At 58.6% G+C, this 19185-nt stretch carries 18 protein-coding genes and 1 riboswitch; of the genes, 8 read left to right on the top strand and 10 right to left on the bottom strand.

Annotated elements, in window-relative coordinates:
* Positions 1–346: 346 nt before the first annotated feature.
* The 4 genes from ACJ8J4_RS02970 to ACJ8J4_RS02955 all read right to left on the bottom strand — a co-directional run bounded on the left by ACJ8J4_RS02970 (position 347) and on the right by ACJ8J4_RS02955 (position 4364).
* Positions 347–1138: an AraC family transcriptional regulator gene (locus ACJ8J4_RS02970; protein WP_025302842.1), complete on the bottom strand. Its 792-nt coding sequence runs from the start codon at positions 1136–1138 to the stop codon at positions 347–349.
* A 357-nt stretch (positions 1139–1495) separates the two neighbouring features.
* On the bottom strand, positions 1496–1813 hold the full coding sequence (locus ACJ8J4_RS02965) for a cupin domain-containing protein (protein ID WP_025302841.1): 318 nt from the start codon (positions 1811–1813) through the stop codon (positions 1496–1498).
* 314 nt (positions 1814–2127) lie between these two features.
* The gene (locus ACJ8J4_RS02960) at positions 2128–3174 is read right to left on the bottom strand and encodes an NAD(P)/FAD-dependent oxidoreductase (protein WP_197835895.1); all 1047 of its coding nucleotides are present in this window, start codon (positions 3172–3174) and stop codon (positions 2128–2130) included.
* Positions 3175–3191: 17 nt separating this feature from the next.
* Complete coding sequence (locus ACJ8J4_RS02955; protein WP_225735576.1) at positions 3192–4364, bottom strand: MFS transporter; 1173 nt, start codon at positions 4362–4364, stop codon at positions 3192–3194.
* 181 nt (positions 4365–4545) lie between these two features.
* On the opposite strand from ACJ8J4_RS02955, the gene ACJ8J4_RS02950 reads away from it, so the two are divergent.
* The gene (locus tag ACJ8J4_RS02950; protein ID WP_043137356.1) at positions 4546–5415 is read left to right on the top strand and encodes a LysR substrate-binding domain-containing protein; all 870 of its coding nucleotides are present in this window, start codon (positions 4546–4548) and stop codon (positions 5413–5415) included.
* Positions 5416–5497: 82 nt separating this feature from the next.
* Here the strand turns inward: ACJ8J4_RS02950 and ACJ8J4_RS02945 are convergent, their stop codons facing one another.
* The 3 genes from ACJ8J4_RS02945 to ACJ8J4_RS02935 form a co-directional block, all read right to left on the bottom strand.
* The gene (locus tag ACJ8J4_RS02945; RefSeq protein WP_060433060.1) at positions 5498–5905 is read right to left on the bottom strand and encodes a DUF2000 family protein; all 408 of its coding nucleotides are present in this window, start codon (positions 5903–5905) and stop codon (positions 5498–5500) included.
* A 58-nt stretch (positions 5906–5963) separates the two neighbouring features.
* Positions 5964–6812 (bottom strand): AraC family transcriptional regulator, encoded by an 849-nt coding sequence (locus ACJ8J4_RS02940; RefSeq protein WP_197835893.1) that lies wholly within the window; start codon positions 6810–6812, stop codon positions 5964–5966.
* A gap of 71 nt (positions 6813–6883) precedes the next feature.
* Positions 6884–8764: a diguanylate cyclase domain-containing protein gene (locus tag ACJ8J4_RS02935; protein WP_043137367.1), complete on the bottom strand. Its 1881-nt coding sequence runs from the start codon at positions 8762–8764 to the stop codon at positions 6884–6886.
* Positions 8765–8944: 180 nt separating this feature from the next.
* A riboswitch (Fluoride riboswitch) is annotated at positions 8945–9020 on the top strand.
* A 40-nt stretch (positions 9021–9060) separates the two neighbouring features.
* Between ACJ8J4_RS02935 and ACJ8J4_RS02930 the strand changes: the two genes are divergently transcribed.
* Genes ACJ8J4_RS02930 through eno form a run of 3 tightly spaced genes read left to right on the top strand, consistent with a single transcriptional unit; the run spans position 9061 to position 11758 of the window.
* Positions 9061–10026 (top strand): DHH family phosphoesterase, encoded by a 966-nt coding sequence (locus ACJ8J4_RS02930; protein ID WP_089180902.1) that lies wholly within the window; start codon positions 9061–9063, stop codon positions 10024–10026.
* Between the two features lie 3 nt (positions 10027–10029).
* Complete coding sequence (locus ACJ8J4_RS02925; RefSeq protein ID WP_025302833.1) at positions 10030–10458, top strand: universal stress protein; 429 nt, start codon at positions 10030–10032, stop codon at positions 10456–10458.
* 16 nt (positions 10459–10474) lie between these two features.
* Positions 10475–11758: a phosphopyruvate hydratase gene (gene eno, locus ACJ8J4_RS02920; protein WP_049204031.1), complete on the top strand. Its 1284-nt coding sequence runs from the start codon at positions 10475–10477 to the stop codon at positions 11756–11758.
* Here eno and ACJ8J4_RS02915 read toward each other — a convergent pair.
* Positions 11755–12162: a MerR family transcriptional regulator gene (locus ACJ8J4_RS02915; RefSeq protein WP_060447176.1), complete on the bottom strand. Its 408-nt coding sequence runs from the start codon at positions 12160–12162 to the stop codon at positions 11755–11757. The two genes, eno and ACJ8J4_RS02915, sit on opposite strands and share 4 nt — an antisense overlap.
* Positions 12163–12232: 70 nt before the next feature.
* On the opposite strand from ACJ8J4_RS02915, the gene ACJ8J4_RS02910 reads away from it, so the two are divergent.
* The 3 genes from ACJ8J4_RS02910 to ACJ8J4_RS02900 all read left to right on the top strand — a co-directional run bounded on the left by ACJ8J4_RS02910 (position 12233) and on the right by ACJ8J4_RS02900 (position 16829).
* Positions 12233–13453: an NADH:flavin oxidoreductase/NADH oxidase family protein gene (locus ACJ8J4_RS02910; protein ID WP_025302830.1), complete on the top strand. Its 1221-nt coding sequence runs from the start codon at positions 12233–12235 to the stop codon at positions 13451–13453.
* Between the two features lie 505 nt (positions 13454–13958).
* Positions 13959–15341: a diaminobutyrate--2-oxoglutarate transaminase gene (locus tag ACJ8J4_RS02905; RefSeq protein ID WP_197835890.1), complete on the top strand. Its 1383-nt coding sequence runs from the start codon at positions 13959–13961 to the stop codon at positions 15339–15341.
* Between the two features lie 18 nt (positions 15342–15359).
* Positions 15360–16829, top strand: coding sequence for a pyridoxal phosphate-dependent decarboxylase family protein (locus ACJ8J4_RS02900; protein ID WP_043137457.1), 1470 nt, complete (start codon positions 15360–15362; stop codon positions 16827–16829).
* 76 nt (positions 16830–16905) lie between these two features.
* On the opposite strand, the gene ACJ8J4_RS02895 is transcribed toward ACJ8J4_RS02900, so the two are convergent.
* Positions 16906–17433: a carboxymuconolactone decarboxylase family protein gene (locus tag ACJ8J4_RS02895; protein WP_197835888.1), complete on the bottom strand. Its 528-nt coding sequence runs from the start codon at positions 17431–17433 to the stop codon at positions 16906–16908.
* Positions 17434–17436: 3 nt separating this feature from the next.
* Entirely contained in the window at positions 17437–18354 is a 918-nt protein-coding gene (locus tag ACJ8J4_RS02890) for a cyclase family protein (RefSeq protein WP_264383947.1), read from the bottom strand.
* On the opposite strand from ACJ8J4_RS02890, the gene ACJ8J4_RS02885 reads away from it, so the two are divergent.
* Positions 18353–19159: a helix-turn-helix domain-containing protein gene (locus tag ACJ8J4_RS02885; protein ID WP_226905806.1), complete on the top strand. Its 807-nt coding sequence runs from the start codon at positions 18353–18355 to the stop codon at positions 19157–19159. The two genes, ACJ8J4_RS02890 and ACJ8J4_RS02885, sit on opposite strands and share 2 nt — an antisense overlap.
* Positions 19160–19185 lie beyond the last annotated feature (26 nt).

The raw sequence follows: 19185 nt of genomic DNA, 5'->3' as shown, positions 1-19185 counted from the left end.
AATTGGTAATGTGGTCACAATTCAAATTCGGTTCAAGGCTTCTTCCTGTTTGCCCTAAATACACTTGCACTCTGGCAAACTTTTCGCCGGATGATACAGCGCCGCCGGGCACTCCCCTTAATCAACAAAACGGAACATCTCACCATGAATAATGACGTCATCATCATCGGCGGCAGCTTTGCCGGTCTCGCCGCAGCCCTGCTATCAATATGGTTAATGCCCGCGCGGACAGCCTCTCTGATACTCCCTCAGTCACCACGGCGCGATGGCGTGTATCTTCGCTCAGCAGTCGATGCTCACCTGAGTGCAAGCAACAACAATCTCCAAGCGGATCACTGCCATAAGGCTATAGCGTAAAGCGCGAAGGCGAAACGCCAAACAGTTTTTTGAACGCCACCGAATAGGCGCTGTGGCTCTCATAACCGCTTTCGAAGGCGGCGTGGATGATCGAGTTGCCCGCCAGCAGCAGCGGGATGGACGACAACAGCCGTAGACGCTGTTTCCACTGACCAAAGGTGATGCCGGTTTGTTGAGTGAAGTGACGCTGGAAGGTTTTCGCGCTGATCGACAATGAATCCGCCCAGATCTCAATGCCGCGATCGTCGGCCGGCGTGATGACCAACTGCCGGCAAATGTCAGCCATTCTCGCTTCCATCGGCCAAGGGAGATGCAGCGCCAGCTGCGGCTGCAGGCTCAGTTCCTCGAGGAACAATGCTCTGAGCAACGCGTGGCGTTTGGTCTCCTCGCCCTCGGGCGCCAGCGTCGCCAACTGGGCGATCAGCTCGCGCAGCAGCGGCGACACCTGCAAGACGCCGTCGCGCAACGGCAACCGCGCGGCGGTGAATTCATCAACAAAAATCCCGTAAACGCAAATGTTGCTCTGCATGACCAGCTGATGTTCTACCCCCGGCCGCAGCCAGACTGCGGTGGTAGGCGGTACGATCCAGCGTCCGCAGCTCGCCTCGACCGCCATAACACCCTGTTGCGAATAGAGCAAATGGCAGCGTTTATGCGAGTGGTAAGGAATGACAAAGCCCGCCGGGTAGTGTTTCACCAGCCCCGTCACCTCGAACGCAGAGTTTTCGTGGCTGCTGAGGTCGATGCGTTTCGTTTCGGCGTTGTCGACGTCGAATCCCATGGTCGTTTGTCCCTTTTGATAACGCGAATGTCTTTTATTTGATAGAGAGGCCGCATGATCCTCCATATAGTGACGTTCTCGCAAGCCACACCAGGGGCCTTATGCGAAGAAACTCACTATTTACACCAAAATTTCATCGTTCTGCTTAAAACGAAGGCGATGACGTTGCGCATGCGCTGCGCAATGGCGGCTCGTTGCGGGGGCGACGCGGCCGAAAGTGATGGAAAGGGAAAGCGCGGTGGCTTAAATCAGGAGGTATGCGCATCAATCAGCAGGTAGCTCAGCCTGGGGGGCGGCTTAATGCTAAAGGGATAGGGAGAGCGCCTAGGCTCTCCTCCATCCAGAATGGTTATCTCGTCAACGGGCCAACTCGGCGCCGTCCAGCTCGGAAATCGCCAGACAAATCACTTCCGTGATGGCCTGTACCGTATAGGCGGTCTTGGCAGGAATGATTAACATCTCATGGGGTTGCAACGTCTGATCGTCAACCTTCAGTTCACCGCTCAGCACCATCAGTTTCACCCAGCCCGGATGAAAACGCGCCGGTTGTTGGCTGCCCGCATCGAGCTTCAGCAACGCCGTATGGCCAGGCGTCTCCCGTTTCAAAATGTGAAAGTGTACCCCATCGTAAGGCATGTTTTCGTAATGCAGTGACGCCAGTGTTCTCTTATGCATGGTAAGTGTCCTCGTGACCTGTGAGTAGCTGCTCCGCCTTCGGTCGCCGTAAAAACGATTGGCGGCTGTCCCTACCGAAAGCACCGGCTCGCAGCCTCTTGGCGAACGGATTAACTGTCGTACTTGCAGCGGCCAGATCGACCGCCGTTTCATGCCTAACCTGCCTCAGGCATGCTACTAAATATATAAGAGCCTCGCCGACGGCGCAAAAAACCGCTGCAGGGTTGAGCGTATTACGGTGCTGATCCGTAGTCGGGAAACCTGAACGGCGAGACCAAGGCGCCGTCTGCCGGAGATCGCGATGGTCTCCCCCTTCACACCCCATCATTAATAAATCGCGCCGGGCGATAAGCGTGCGGAATGGCGGAATTGACGCCATGCAGCAGCTCGTCGCCGATCAGCCGGCCAAGCGTCGGTGCGCACATCACGGCCGGATGCATCACCGCCACATAGAGGCAGGTGGCGCCCAGCGGCCCAACGATGGGATAACCGTCGCGCGGCCGGGGGCGCATCCCCACCGAACACGCCTGCAGTTGCAAGGGCGCCGTGCCTGGCAGGCGCCCTTCAATCGCCGATTGCGCTTCGCCCTCCACGCGATTTTCATCGCTGTGCGCAGGATAATCTTCCGCCGCCAGCAGATCGCCATTTTGCGCATGACGCACTTCGATGTCGTCGCCCGCAATCAGCGTGTTCACCACCTGCGCCGCCGCGTGATAGCGTAACAAAATGGCCGGCGACGCCTCGATCGGCAGCGAGAATCCGCTACCGTCCAACAGCGCCGAGATCCCCGTGCCACAGGCGAGCACCACCCGATCGGCGGTAATCGCGCCTTCCTCGGTAACGATGCCGATTATCTTCCCGTCTTCACGCAAAAATCCGCTGACGGTTCGCCCCAGGAACAACTCCCCGCCCCACGCGCGAACGCATTCGAGCAACCGCTGTGTCACCTCTTGCGGATCGACGGCGCCGTCACGCGCCGCAAAATAGGCTTGACTATCGGGCTGCCTGAGCCCCGGTTCCAGCGCGGTCACCTCGGCGGAGGGCAAAAGCCGATTATCGGGGTTTTGCGTCGCCGGCGCCTGACCATAGCTGAGCGCGCCGGACCAATTCACCCAGAGATCCGGGATCTCCTGCGCCAGGCGTATCCAGTCAGCCACGATCTCGCGCCGCAGAAACGCGTCGGGCGCGCCCTCAGGCACGCCTTCGCTGATCCAGCCAAACGAGCGGCCTGTGGCTCCCGCCGCGGGATGCGCCTGCTCAACCACGATAACGTGCTGCCCTTGGCGCGCGAGATGATAGGCGATCGATGCGCCGACAATCCCGGCGCCCACGATAACCATGCGTGATGATGTTCCATTCATTTAATGATGTCCGAACCTCATTTCAAGTGTTGTCGCCAAAGCAATCCTGCCGCCAGGCAGGCTACCCCGCCGCCGCAGGCCAACACGGCATAAGACGTGCCCCAGCTCTGGGTGGTATCCATCACGATGCCAAAGGATAACGGGGCGAACGAACCGATGCCGAACCCCAGCAACGATCGCCAGCCCATCACGCTGCCGAGCTGTTGCGGCGGCACGTTGTCCGCCATCGCCGCCGACAGCACGCCGGAGTCGCCAAGAATAAAGAAACTGCCGATGCTGACGAACAGCAGCGTCCAGCCCGGCCCCCAGTTCGCCGACCACCCCATCAGCAGCGATCCCAACGCACCGGCGGCGCCCACAAACGTCAGCACCGAGGCACGATTGAAATAGTCGGAAACGGTGCCGACAATCAGCGTGGCGATCATGCCGGCCAGGTGGATCACCGCCGCGGCGATCAATCCGGCGCTGAGCGGATCCAGAGAGAAACCGCTCAACGCCTCGCTGACCAGGCTGGGTGCCCAGGCCCAGTTACCGAGCAGTTCCCAGCTGTGAGCGATATACCCGATCAGCAACAGCAGGGTCGCATAGGTGATAGCATAGCTTTCTCGTTTCGTCTTCCTCCCCAGCGTGCGCGGTTGCGGTTCCTGATAACCGACCAGGGCCAACGAACCCGCCAGCGCCCCCAGTAGCGCACCGGCGGCGCACAGGGCAAACGCCACGCCGGCGCCCCAGCGCATGGCGCTCCAACCGGCGATGAAAACCGACAGAAAATACCCCAATGAACTGGCCGCCAGGATCATGCCGATGGCGTAACCGCGTCGGGCCGGGCCGTTCATCCCCATCGCTAACAGCAGCGCCGGCGTATAGGCGCCGCCCTGCGTCAGGCCGACGAAGGCCATCAACACCAGTGCGCCGATATACGAATGGGCAAACACGGCGAACAGCATCAGCGCACCGGCACCCAGCCAGGAAAACAGCAGATACACCCGACGCGCGCCCAGCGAATCACACCACCAGGAAGCCACCAGCAACGCCAGGGCGTTGGTCAGGCTGAACACCGTCTGCACTGTACCGGCGGAGGCGGCGTCGAGCTGCCACTCGCTTCTGATGGTCGGCAGTGCGCCGGCGAACATCATGGTGCCCAGGCAGAGGCCGGCCCGGCTCACGCAAAGCAAAAAGAAAGCTCGCATCTCAGGGGCGCCTCCCTGTCAACCGCAGGGTGAGGATAACGCCATTAACACGCATGACCGATAGGCAAAAGATCCGCATCATAAACTCAGCAATCAGAAGGAGATGCCTCATCATAGTGAGCAAAATCAACGGCTGACAAACGATCTTTCCTCCCTCACTTGGTTGAGCTAGACTCAACCTATGAAAAAAATTCACTCCCTGCCGCACCTGTCCGCTTTCGAAGCCGCCGCCCGTCTCGGCAGCTTCAGCGCCGCTGCGGATGAGCTGTTTCTCACCACCGGCGCGGTCAGTCGCCACATCCGCAGCCTGGAAGAACAGCTGGAGCTCAAACTGTTTTATCGCGGACACAAGTCCGTGCGGCTGACGCAGGCCGGCGAGAATTTTTCCCGCACTGCGTCCCGAGTGATAAGCGAATTGTTTTCGGCGGAAAGCGCACTGAAAGCGAGCGTCGGCCGGCAGCGGCTGGTGGTACACAGCCTGCCGACGTTCACCATGCACTGGCTGATGCCGAAATTGGCAGCGTTCAACGAGATTCATCCGGAGGTCGCGATTGATATCACCACCGCCACTGGGGCCGTCGATCGCAATATGCCGTTTGACCTGGCGATCCGGCGCGATCCCGCGCACTTCTCCGGACTGAAAGCGATCCCTTTTTTGCAGGAAGACAGCCTGCTGGTCTGCAGCCAGAGCTATTTGCGCACCATGCCGATCAGCGCGCCAGACAATCTGGCCGGGCATACCGCCATTCGCATCCGCGCCCGTGAGGATTTATGGCACAGCTGGTTGAATACCTATCCGACGGCACTGGACGCCTCGCCGCCGCCGCTGACGCTCGACCATACCTTCGCCGCCATTCAGGCGGCCGAAGACGGCCTGGGACTGGCCGTCGTGCCTTACCTGTTCTGCGCCAAACATCTGTCGTCTGGCCGGCTGGTGTCGCCTTTCCCAGCGTTGACTATCCGAACCGGCGTTTATTCCCTGCTGCTGCGCGATCGGGACGATGAGGTCGTGAGCCAATTCGCCGCCTGGCTGCAGACGTTCCAGGCGTAAGCGCCGTATCGGAAACGCGTCACCCTCCTGGACATGCGCGAGCGTTTCGCGCGTCCAGTCGGTAAACCAGGCAAAGACATTCTCAGGCGTGGAGCGTCAGGCCTTTTATCGCCTTATCCACCGCTTTCTTCGGCCCGCGCAGCGCCAGGCCGACCAAATCCAGATTGTCCGCGTCTTCAGCGAGAAAAACCTGCCGGTTGGCTGCATCGTGCCCGGTCGCAAACATGGCGTACACATAGGGAACCAACGTCAATTCCCGCTCCAGCCCTTTGCGATGCACATTTTGCAGGCCCGGCAGATCCGCGGCAAAAATCAGCATCGGCTGCCCGGAAATGCCGCCGTAGCGTCTGCCTTGCGCATCCACATAACACTCGCCGATGATTTCCGGGGCGGCGGCGGCGATGCCCGTCGCCAGAAAGGCCACCACATTCAGCCGCTGCCAGGTCTGCAGATCGTCGCGTACGATAAACGCTATCTTGGTATCAAACATGTTTCGCTCTACTCCGTTGTGCTCTTAAAATAAAAGCGCATCATCGGCGATGGGCGAATCAGCGGTATAGAACGTTTGTGCACTGACGTTGATAGGCCGCCGGCGATAAACGGTAGGCGCGCTGGAACCAGCGGCCCAAGTGGCTCTGATCGGCAAAGCCCACCTGCATCGCGACCTGCGCCGGTTCTTCCCCCTGCGCCAACAACAAGCGTGCAGCCCGCAGCCTCAGCCGGACCAGGTAAGCATGCGGCGACTGGCCGAAGGCCCGGGTGAACTGGCGAGTCAGGCGGAAGCGGTCCAGGCCGCACTGAAGCGCAAGTTCATCCAGGCTGGGGTTACCCGCCATGTGCTCGTGCAGGTAGTCTCGTAAGCGATTCATCACAATCAAAGCATCATCGCTTTGAGAAGCCGGCCTGACGCGAATATGCCGCGCCAAAAGCGTCAGCAGTTGATCCAGGCTTTGATCGCACGCCAGCCGGCCTTCCCCCTGATGCAGCGCAAAAAAAGCCTGTTGTATCGCGGTCGCCAGCATCGGATCGTCGGTCAACGTGCTGTGGAAGGCGCCTTCCAGCACAGAAACGTCCCCTAATCCGCGGCGGTTCATCGCATCGGAAACCCAATGCTGCGGCAGATAAAGCATGGCATAGGTAAACCCTTCGGCCTGCGGCGCATGACCATCGTGCACCGCGCCCGGCTCGATCAGCATGGCACGTCCCGGCCGGCTGGTATGCAAGGAACGATGACAGTTGAAACGTTGTAAACCTTGCTGCGTCACGCCCACCAGCATTTCGTCATGATCGTGGGGATCGTAGGCATGCCCCTGAAAGTGGGCATTGACGCTTTCGATGCCGGTTTCGTCATCGCGCCGCAGTTCCAGCCAGTCTTTGTGTTGATGATTAGACGCCATGCAGTCAGTCCGGAGTTCTGCCCATAGGAAAGAAGAAAACAGCTTACCCTGAGACGGTCACCGTTTCACGCTCATAACTCGCAGATGGCATAAGTGCCCTTACCGGCCGATTTCGCCTGATACATCGCGCCGTCGGCGCGGGTCAACAGCATCTCCTCCGTCACGTCAGTGTGTGAGGAAATCGCCGCCCCCAGGCTGGCGGACAGGCTCACCGTCTGCTGCCCGATCTGCGAAATATCAGCCAGCCGCGCCAACACGTTTTCGCAAAATTCGCTGACCTCGCGCTGCGGTTCCGCCAACGGCCACAGGATGACCGTGAATTCGTCACCGGCCAGGCGCGAAACGCTATGGCGCTCGCCGGCGCAGGCGCTGAGCAACCTGGCGAACGTCTTGAGGATCAGATCGCCGAAGTCATGGCCATAGCTGTCATTGAGGGCTTTGAAACCATCGAGATCGATGAACACCAGCGCCATTTGCCGCTGTTCGCAACAGGCCTGCACCGTGCTGGACAACCGACGCAGAAAAGCGCGGCGGTTGGTCAACCCAGTCAGCATGTCGTGCGTAGCATCGTACTCCAGCCGTTGCTGCAGGCGCTTCAACTCGGTAATGTCCATGGACAGAATGTAAAACCCCTGAGCCTCGCACGGCACCAGCGTAGTGTGGATCATCAGCAACCCCTTCTGGGTCTGGAGCTCATTTTCGAAGCTCACCATTTCCCCCGCCAGGGCCCTGTCTATCATCGGTTTCGCTATCTGATAAACGTTCTCCCCCATAAAATCGCGCACCGTCATTCCTCTAAGGCGGCTTTCTTCCAGGCCAAACCAGGTTTTATAGGCGCTGTTAGCGAACAGGTAGCGTTCATTACCGTCGATTTGGCTGATCAACGCCGGCATGTTGTCAGTAATGGCCCGCAGGCGTTCCTTCTCCGTGCTGAGCTGATATTCGGCGAGTACCCGGGTTTCAATCTCTTCGTTGAGTTTCTTGACGACCACGTTCAGCTCCCGCGTGCGGATTTCGACGCGTTGTTCCAGCTCGTGTTGCAGAGAGAACAGATCGGCCTCCGCCGCCTTGCGCTCGCTGATATCGACGATAACCGAGATGAAATGATCCGGTTTGCCGTTAGGCAGCCGGTTTAACGCCACCGTCAGCTGCACCCAGACGATCGAGCCATCGGCACGGAAATAGCGTTTCTCAAGCGAGTAAGTACTGATCTCGTTTCTCAGCAGTTGCTGCAGTTTTTCTAGATCGGTGTTGAGATCGAGCGGATAGGTAATGTCCTGAAAGGTGCGATCCATCAGCTCGCGCTCGGAATAGTGTAACATTTCGCAGATGCGCGGATTGACCCGCAGCCAATACCCCTGCAGCGACACCAGCGCCATCCCTACCGCCGCCTGGGCGAAGGTCTGTTCGAACAAGGCTTCCGAGCGTTGCAGGTTGGACTTCAGGTTTTCGGTATAGACATGGCGTTCAATGCTCTGCAGGTACTCTTCCACCACGGCGGCGAAGTCGTGCAGGTCGGCCACCTGTTCCGGAGAAAACGGCTGCGGCTGGCTGTCGATAATGCACAGGGTGCCGAGCGGCAAACCGTCGAGCGACAGCAGCGGTTGCCCAACGTAGAAACCGATTCGCGGCCCGCCGATCACCAGCGGATTGTCGAAAAAACGCGGGTCGTTGGCGGTATCGGGCACCACCAGCGCTTCACGTTGCAAGATCGCATGGCCACAAAATGAGATGTTACGCGGCGTTTCCCGGACATCCAGACCGTAGCGCGATAGAAACCATTGGCGATCCCGGTCGATCAATGACACCAGCGCAATGGTGACGCCGAAGTATTTCGCCGCCAGCCGTGTAATACGATCCAGTTTTTCCACCGAGTTCGAATCCAGCACGTTCAGCGAGTTCAGTACCGACAGACGTTCGGCTTCGTTTTCGGGGAAGCAGGGTTCAAGCATGTTGTCTCCCATTGTGTCACCCACGGATCCGGCGCAGCCAGCCGGCGTGATTCCGTTCAGCCTATCCGTCGGTTAGCGGCAAATATCCTTGTCCATCATAGACTCACTCAGTATCAATCCGATTGCGCATTCTCGCCAGCTTTGCCGGGCGTTGCGTTTGCCACCGCGCTGCGCTACAGTCGTTCACAAGGTGATGGTGTTCCACCTTTCCCAACCGCCGCGTTCGCTCGAACCGGATGATGACGCCTGATATACAACTTCGCTTTATTTTTTAGGCAGGTATGTCAGGAGTCGCTATGAATGAAATCTCACGTATTACCCCTTTTCCGTCCCAGCCTGATCTCGCCGTGCGGGAAATGCCGCTGTACGTTTTCGGCCATAAAAATCCCGACAGCGACAGCATCTGCAGCGCGCTGGTGGTCGCGGACTGGCTCAATCACCTCGGCAAACCGGCCGTCGCTTTCCGCCTTGGCGAATTGACGCCGGAAACCCGCTACATACTGGCCGCCGCCGGCGTACAAACGCCTGCGCTGCTGACAGACGATCTCCGTGACCGCAAAGTCTGGCTGGTGGATTTTACCGACGTCGAACAAGGGCCGGCCTCATTGCCCGACAGCGATGTGGTCGGCGTTATCGATCATCACCGGCTGGGCACCTTGATCACCCGCAACCCGCCCGATGTCTGGATCCGCGCCGTTGGCTGTTGCGCCACCGTGATCCTGTCCATACTGACGTCAGATACGCCGATGCCGCTTTCTTCCGCCCAGGCCACGCTGCTGCTGGGCGCGATTTTGAGCGATACCGTTGCGCTGAGCGCACCGACCACCACCGAACAGGATCGGGTGGCGGTCGCGCGGTTATGCGCAATCTCTCACGTTGACTATGACGCCTTCACCGCCGGATTGCTTGCCGCCAAAACCGATCTTTCGGGGCAATCCGCCCCGCAGTTGCTGCACCGTGACGCCAAGAATTACCGCATCCATAGCGTCTCGCTGCTGCTGTCGCAGATAGAAGTGCGGGCTATGAGCGATATCGATCCGCTGTTGCCCGCGCTGCAACAGGCGCTCGAGCAGGCTAAGCAGGAGGCCGGGCTGGAGATGGCCGCGCTGCTGGTTACCGATATCACCCGCCACCGCTCTACCCTGTATTTCTCGTCGAACCGGGTGCTGGCCATTCGGCAGGTGTCGCTGCCCGGCATGACGAGCCGGAAAAAAGAGGTTTTACCGTGGTTAACCCTACAGATTGCTAACGCAGGGAGATAAGTCATGTCGCTCTATCAACATGCTTTACTGCTGGTGCAGGATGAACGCGACGGCCGGCTGCTGTTGCGCCATGCCGAACGCCTCAATCAGCAGATGAATACGCGCATTACCGTGGCGCACATCAGCGCCGACTATGCCGAGCTGGACTACCTCAGCGATGCACAAACCAAAGATCGCCAGTCCAGCGAGGTGATCGCTGCCAAAGCCATGCTCAGCCGGCTGGTGGAAGACTGCACAATCCCCCTGGAGGTGCGCGCAATTGTCAGTATTCACCGCTTCAAAGACATCGAGGCCCTGATTGCCCGTGAAGGCGTCGATCTGTTGCTGCTCGGCCATCAGAACCGTCCGTTCGGCGTCTTTGCCTCCTTCGGCTTCGAGTTCATTAACCATTTGTCGATCGACGTGCTGATAAAGCACGTGCCCACTCCCTAGAATGAGGTGATCATCCATGAGCTATGAAATTGAAAACGTAACCGCCAGAGAGATCCTGGATTCGCGCGGCAACCCCACCGTCGAAGTTGAAATGACTGCGGCGGGCGTCGTGGCACGGGCTTCGGTTCCCTCCGGCGCCAGCACCGGTTCACGCGAGGCGGTGGAACACCGCGACGGCGATCCGCACCGTTACGGCGGTAAAGGCGTTCAGGAAGCGGTGCAAAGCGTCAAAACGGCGATCAATGAAGCGCTGCGCGGGGTGGATGTACGCCAACAAGGGGAGATTGACCGCCGGTTGATCGCACTGGACGGCAGCGAGAACAAGAGCCGATTGGGGGCCAACGCCCTGCTCGGCGTTTCTCTGGCCGCCGCCCGCCTCGCGGCGCAATTGTCGCAGCTGCCGCTGTATCGTTATCTGGGCGGTCTCGGCGCCAACCTGCTGCCGGTGCCCTGCATGAATATCATCAACGGCGGCGTGCATGCCCGCTGGCAAGGTGCGGACTTTCAGGAATTTATGATAGCGCCGCTGGGCGCGCCGTCGCTGCGCGAGGCCGTGCGCTGGGGCAGTGAAGTTTATCAGGCGCTGCGCCAAATTCTGTTGGAGAAAGGCCTGTCGGTCGGCGTTGGCGACGAAGGCGGTTTTGCGCCGGCGGTTGCCTCGAACCGACAACCGCTGGAGCTGATCGTACAGGCGATAGAGAAAGCCGGTTATCAACCGGGAGACGATATCGCCATTTGCATGGACCCGGCCTCGAGTGAATTCTATGCCAACGGCAAATACCGCCTGCGCAGCGAAAACGCTGAACTGGATGCCGAACAGATGACGGCCTATTACCAGCGGCTGGTGCAAGATTTTCCCATCGTGCTGATTGAAGACGGTTTGGCCGAGGACGACTGGGCGGGCTGGCGCATTCTCAGCGACGCCCTGGGCGATCAGGTGGAACTGGTCGGTGACGATCTGTTCGTCACCAACGTGAAATACATCCAGCGCGGGATTGATGAAAGATTGGCCAATGCGGCGCTGATCAAGCTGAACCAGATTGGCACGCTGAGCGAAACTTTCGCCGCCGTGCAGCTTTGCCAGGCAAATGGCTGGGGCGCCTTTATCTCACACCGCAGCGGCGAAACCGTCGACAGCTTTATCGCCGATATGACGGTTGCGATGCGAGCCGGCCATGTGAAAACCGGCGCGCCGTGCCGCGGCGAGCGGATCGAAAAATACAATCAGCTGATGCGCATCGAAGACCAATTGGGCATCGCGGCGGTATATGCCGGGCGCGCCGCCTTTAAACACCGTTAATCTTTGCAGGCCGGCCACGCACCGGCCTGTTTTTCATTTTTTACGCGGCATAATCCCGCCACGCCGGATTCCAACAGAATACGCCGCGTCGCCATCAACGTCTCACGCTGCTCGTTCAGCGTCGCCATCATCCGCTCGATTTCCGCCAGCCGGCTGTCGACGCCCTGTATCAACCCATCCTGATAGGCGCTGCCCTGCAGCGCCAATACCCCGCGGATCGCCTGCAGCGAAAACCCCAGATTCTGGCCGATTTGGATCAGGTGCAGCCGCTCCAGCGCGCTTTCGCTATACACCCGATATCCGTTAACGCCGCGCACCGCTTTGGGCAGCAGACCCTGCTGTTCGTAGTAACGTATCGCCGACGCGGCCATGCCGGCGCGCTCCGCCAACTCTCCGATTTTCATGCCCTATTGACCTTAAAGTTAACTTTAACCCTAATATAGCGCCATTCCCCCTGCGACAGGAACGTACCCGATGTTTACCCCACTGATTCTGCCCAACGGCAGCCGCTTACCCAACCGTCTGGCCAAGGCCGCGTTGGAAGAAAATCTGGCCGATGAAGGCCAACTGCCCGGCCCCGCGCTATGGCGCCTGTATCGCCACTGGGGTATCGGCGGCGCCGGCCTCATCATCACCGGCAACGTGATGATCGACGGACGCGCCATGACCGGCCCCGGCGGCGTAGTGTTGGAACAGGATACGCCGCTCGAGGCGTTCAAAACCTGGGCGGCGGCCTCGCGCCAAGAAGGCGCGCAGGTATGGATGCAGCTCAGCCACCCGGGCCGTCAGGTGATGGCCAACATGGGCGGCAACGCCTGGGCACCCTCCGCCATCCCAATGGCGATGGGCAAGTACAGCAAGCAGTTTGCCCCGCCGCAGGCCATGAGCGAAGCGCAGATTGCCGAGGTGATCGCCCGCTTCGCCGCCAGCGCGCACGCCGCCGAACAGGCCGGGTTTACCGGCGTGCAGATCCATGCGGCGCACGGCTACCTCATCTCCCAGTTCTTGTCGCCGTTGTCCAACCAGCGCAGCGATCGTTGGGGGGGCGAGCTGGCGAATCGCGCCCGCCTGCTGCTGGAGGTGGTGCGCGCGGTGCGCCAGCGTGTCTCGCCAGGCTTTTGCGTGGCGGTCAAACTGAACTCCGCCGATTTTCAGCGTGGCGGCTTTTCGCCGGACGAGGCCCGACAGGTATTGTTGATGCTCAACGAACTGCCGGTCGATCTGGTGGAGTTGTCAGGCGGGAGTTATGAGAGCCCGGCGATGCAGGGCGAAGCGGCGGACGACAGCACGCTGGCGCGCGAAGCCTATTTTCTGACCTTCGCCCGCGATCTCGCCGCAGTGGCCCGCATGCCAGTGATGACTACTGGCGGCATCGCCCGCCCGTCGGTGGCGCAACGGGTGCTGAACAGCGGCATCGCGGTGGTCGGCATCGCCACCGCCATGGCGGAAATTCCCGATCTGCCGCACCGCTGGCAAACTGGCGAAGCCCCTCATGCGCTGCCCGCACCGGTAAAATGGCGCGATAAAACGCTGACGCTGCTCGCCCGTATGGCGCTGATCAAGCGCCGCATGCACGCCCTGAGCCGCGATCGGACGCGCAACGTGCGTTACTCCCCGCTGTGGTCGCTGCTCATCGACCGGTGGCGCACCCGCCGCACTCTGCGGCGCTATCACGCCTGGTTACGGCAACGTTAATAACCGCGGTGCCGGCAGACTCGCCGGCACCGCACAAAAATCCCGCTTTTTTGATCGCGCTACGTAAAATCTGCAAGAAATCACCACTCTGGGTACTGCGCTTTTAACGCTCGACCGCTTATATTCATCACAAATTTTGTGTATATAACCGCTATAGGACTTAAGGTGGTGAATAGATGAAAATAAGCCGCTATTTTCTATTTATGTTATTAATCGGAAATTCACCTTAATAATAAATGCATTAAAGAAGTAGCCAAAGGAAAGCAGAAAAGGATTTTTACGCAATGTTAAAGAAATGTTGTTTTTTGCTGGCAAAACCAACGGTCAACAAATCAACAACATATTGATGAGCCTAAGAAAAAACTAAACAATTCAAAACAAAATCGGCTATTGAGTCCCAGGCAAAAAAGCCATATATTGGTCGCGCTTTTCACAAGGCAGTTACTTTTCTAATTCATTAATTCAATCGTTGCGTCTTGAGACCTTCGGTTGTAGGAGAGATATGATGACGGATAAAGTCCGTATTGATACTTTAGTTGCAAACTCATTAAACGGAAACAATGAAACCTATTTGGCGCGTCAAGCCGAATTTGAGTCGAATGTTAGGAGTTATCCGCGCAAATTGCCGTTGGCAATTGCGAAAGCCCAGGGCGTTTGGATCACTGATGTTGAGAATAATCAATATCTTGATTGCCTGGCCGGGGCGGGAACGTTGGCTCTTGGACATAATCACCCCGACGTCCTGCAAAGCATCCAAAATGTCATTACCAGCGGCTTGCCGTTACATACTCTCGATCTCACGACCCCGTTGAAAGATCGTTTCTCCGATTACCTGCTCTCTCTGTTGCCTGGCGAAGGCAAAGGGTATTGCCTGCAGTTCTGCGGCCCGTCCGGCGCCGATGCGGTGGAAGCCGCGCTGAAGCTGGCGAAAAAGCACACCGGCCGTTCCGGCGTGATCAGCTTCTCCGGCGGCTATCACGGCATGACCCACGGCGCGCTGTCAGTCACCGGCAACCTGTCGCCGAAGGCGGCGATCAACGGCATGATGCCGGAAGTGCAGTTCATGCCTTATCCGCATGAATACCGCTGCCCGCTGGGCATCGGCGGCGAAGCCGGCGTCAAGGCGCTGACCTACTACTTCGACAACCTGATCAACGACGTGGAAAGCGGCGTGCGTAAACCGGCGGCGGTGATCCTGGAAGCCGTTCAGGGCGAAGGCGGGGTTAACCCGGCGCCGGCCGAGTGGCTGCAGCGCATTCGCAAAGTGACGCAGGAGCATGGCATTCTGCTGATCATCGACGAAGTTCAGGCCGGTTTCGCCCGTACGGGCAAGCTGTTCGCCTTCGAACACGCCAGCATCGAGCCGGACATCATCGTGATGTCGAAAGCGGTCGGCGGCGGCTTGCCGCTCGCGGTGCTGGGCATCAAAAAAGAGTTCGATGCCTGGGAACCGGGCCACCACACCGGCACCTTCCGCGGCAACCAGCTGGCGATGGCCACCGGCCTGACCACCCTGCAGTACCTGAAAGAGCATAAGGTCGCCGATAAAGTGGCCGCTCAGGGCGAATGGCTCAAAGGCAAGCTAACCGAGCTGCAGAAACGTTATCCGGTGATCGGTCACGTCCGCGGTCTGGGCCTGATGATCGGCATCGAGATCGTCAAGCCGAACGAAGCGCAGGATCACATGGGCTGTTACCCGGCCGATGGCGAGCTGTCCGCGCTGCTGCAGAAAAAATGCTTCGAATCCGGCTTGATCCTGGAGCGCGGCGGGCGCAACGGCTGTGTACTGCGCCTGTTGCCTTCCCTGCTGATCACCAATGATGAGCTGGGTATTTTCCTGGATAAATTTGAGCAGGCGCTGTTGGCCGCCGGCGTCAAGCCAGTCTGATTGGAGCGAATGACCGCGATGTCCAAGTTAAACCCGATTCTGGCTTCCTCGGCGCACAGCGCCGAGGCTTACCGCCAGGCGATCGCACAGAGCAGTGAAGCCGTCGTGCAGTGGCTGCAACAGCCCGAGATGTATCAGGGCAAAAGCGTTGCCGAACTGCGCGAGCGCATCCAGCTAGACTTTACCCCGCAAGGCCTGGGCAACCAGGCGGCGATCGAGCGCGCCATCGAGTACTTTTTGAAAGACAGCCTGTCGGTGCACCACCCGCAGTGCGTGGCGCACCTGCACTGCCCGAGCCTGGTGATTAGCCAGGCTGCCGAAGTGCTGATCAACGCCACTAACCAGAGCATGGACTCCTGGGATCAGAGCCCGTCGGCCACGCTGATCGAAATGAAATTGATCGAGTGGCTCCGCGCCCAGGTCGGTTACCCGTCCGGCGACGCCGGGGTGTTCACCAGCGGCGGCACCCAGAGCAACCTGATGGGGCTGATGCTGGCGCGCGACGCGTTCTTCGCGCGTCAGGGCCACTCCGTGCAGCAGGACGGTCTGGTGGGCGATCTGCGCAAGCTGAAGGTGTTCTGTTCTGAAAACGCCCACTTCTCGGTGCAGAAGAACATGGCGCTGATGGGCCTCGGCTATCAGTCCGTCACCCTGGTGAAAACCGATCGCTTCGCCCGCATGGACGTGAACGATCTGGCGGAAAAACTGGCGCAGGCCAAGGCCAACGGCGAGCAGGTGATGGCGATTGTCGCCACCGCCGGCACCACCGACGCCGGTGCCATTGACCCGCTGCGCGACATCGCACGGCTGGCGGCGGAGCAGCAGATTTGGGTGCACGTGGATGCGGCCTGGGGCGGCGCGCTGCTGCTTTCCGAGCAGTACCGCGACTACCTGGACGGCCTGGAGCTGGTGGACTCCATCACCCTGGACTTCCATAAACAGTTCTTCCAGACCATCAGCTGCGGCGCCTTCCTGCTGAAAGACGAGCGCCACTACGAGCTGATGCGCTATCAGGCGGCCTACCTGAACTCCGAGTTCGACGAAGCGCAAGGCGTGCCGAACCTGGTGTCCAAGTCGCTACAGACCACCCGCCGCTTCGATGCGTTGAAGCTGTGGATGGGGCTGGAAGCGCTCGGGCAGAAGCAATACGCCGAGATCATCGATCATGGCGTGACGCTGGCGCAACAGGTGGCGCGCTACATCGCCGATCAAGAAGCACTGGAACTGGTGATGCAGCCGCAGCTGGCCAGCGTGCTGTTCCGCTACCGTCCGGCGCAGCTGGCGGCGAACGGCGATGCGGCCGTCGCGCTGTTCAACCAGCGTATCGGTGACGCCCTGTTGGAATCGGGCCGCGCCAACGTCGGCGTGACCGAGTTCGATGGCGTGACCTGCCTGAAGATGACGCTGCTGAACCCGATCGTGACGCTGGAAGACATCAAGCTGTTGCTGGCGCTGGTCGAGAAAACCGCCCAGCAGCTGCCCGCGTAACCCTCTGCCACTGCGCATTAAAAGCCGATAACCCCAGGTTATCGGCTTTTTTATCGCGCTCACGCCGTGCGCGTATTCAATCCGTTGACATGTTTTCCCAGGATGTCGCTTGTAGGTCCAGATCGATTTCCAGCGTTTCCAAAAAGCGCGCCGTCATCATGTAGTGCCCAATCATTAATGCCAGTTCAGCCAGTTGAACCTCGTCATAATAGCGCCTGACCGCGTTAAATGTGTCGGCAGAGACCTTCACCTGCTTCACGCATTCATCGACAAAATGCAAGATGGCCGTCCCTCTGGCGTCGATGCCCACACCCTGCTCTATTTTCTCGATGTCGTCATCGCGCCACCCCGCAAGGATCGCCAGCGGATAGTGTTGCATACGCTCATAAGCGCTGTGGCTTAACGCGCCAACCCTTAATATGATCATTTCCCGATCTTTATCACACAGTCGCCCGGCCGGAAAAGAAGCGCCCAGGGACAGATATCCCTGCGCCGAACGGCTGGTTTTCAACAGACCCAGCGTAAGATTGGCGGGAAAACGGGCATATTGCTGCTGCTGCTCAGCCGTTAATTCACTCACTACCGGCAGTTTCATTCTGGCCATCGCTTATTCTCCCGCTTGAGCTTCGATAATTGCAATCGGGCGCGCCCAGCCGGCGGATGCCTTATAAACCTTCACCGGCAGACTGATCACGTTAAATCCACAGGGCGGCAGCAATTCAAGATTGCACAGTTTTTCAATCTGACAATAAGGATATTGACTGCCGGCATAGTGCCCTTCCCAAATAAGCGAAATATCGCCGCTTTGTTCAAATTTGGTGCGCGTATGGCTGAATGGCGCGTCCCAGCTCCAGGCATCGGTGCCCACCACCCTGACACCACGTTCAGTAAGATACAGCGTCGCTTCACGGCCCATGCCGCAACCGCGATGAATAAAATCTTCGCTGCCGTAACGCCCGCCGGCCGCCGTGTTGACCAAGACAATATCGCCGGCGGCGATAGGATGGCCGATCCTCGCTAATTCACGCTCAATATCATGCGCAGTGGCCACATAACCGTCGGGAAAATGCCGGAAATCCAATTTGACGCCAGGGCCGATACACCATTCCAGCGGTATTTCATCAATGGTTTTTGATGCAGAGCCGTCGTCCATATGCGAATGGTAGTGATAAGGGGCGTCCATATGCGTTCCCGCGTGGGTGCTCATGCGGACAAATTCCACCGCCCAGCCCTCCTGACGCGGCAGCGCTAAGGGATCCAGGCCGGGAAATGATTCCGCCAGCTGCAACGCTCCGCGCTTGTTGTCAACATACTCGATTTCCGGCAGAAACCGCTCCGGATCGGAAGCGATCCCGCTCATCAGCGGCACCGAAAGATCAATGATTTTACCGTACATATTGTTACCTTTATCCAGGGGAATGACCTGCCCAGAGTAAGCTTTCCCCATAGAATAGAAATGCCGATTATCAGACAACTTATTGTTATAATAGGAAGGCGCAGCCATGAACGGACAGGAAGGCGTCATGAAACCGTCAGAATTGACCGGGGAAATCCCAATATCGATTTGGTTCAGAAATAAATCCTGGCCGGCAGGAACGCAATTCCCTTTACAGGCGTTGCCATGGGGCAAACTGATGTATTCCATGAAAGGGTTGGCGGAAATAAATATTGAGAACAATATTTATTTATCCACACCGGAATATGCCATTTGGCTCCCCGTTAATACCGAACATGAATCCGTAGCAAAGAGTGCAATTGACTATGTCATTCTTCATGTCAGCCCCTCGCTATGCCAATCCTTACCGAGCAGACCGCAAACCCTGCGGCTGAATAAGATCGTCAAAGCGGTGCTGGCCGATTTTTCAGAAAGGCTTATTGGCTATCCGCACACGCCTCAGGACCAGACGCTGGTTACCGCGTTGCTTGAGCAGCTGGCGCTGTCGGAGCGTTTTGACAGCTACCTGCCGCTCGGCAGCGATGACGTTGTCAAGATCATGACCGAAAAGATGAGCGCCGCGCCGCACGATCTCAACACCCTGACACAATGGTCGGGCATGCTGGGCTTGAGTGAGCGTACGCTGTCGCGGCGATTTCTCGCCGCTACCGGCATCTCTTTCAATGAATGGAAGCTGAGAAGCAAAACCCTCATGGCGATGACGCTGTTACAGGAAGGGAAAGCCGTCAAATATGTCGCCTCTACCCTGGGATATAACGATCCGTCCGCGTTTATCGCCATGTTCAGACGGCAAACGGGCCAGTCCCCCTCCGGTTTTTTAGCGGTAAGTCATGGCACAGCGAAAACAGGCTCAGGCATAATGCATGGCGACTGATGCAGCATTCGCACGCACAAACTGCA

This window comes from Serratia sp. CY47280 (assembly GCF_052168655.1).
Taxonomy (GTDB): Bacteria; Pseudomonadota; Gammaproteobacteria; order Enterobacterales; family Enterobacteriaceae; genus Serratia; species Serratia bockelmannii.
Note: the sequence above shows the minus strand (reverse complement) of the source record. Positions and strands in the feature narration are given on the sequence as shown.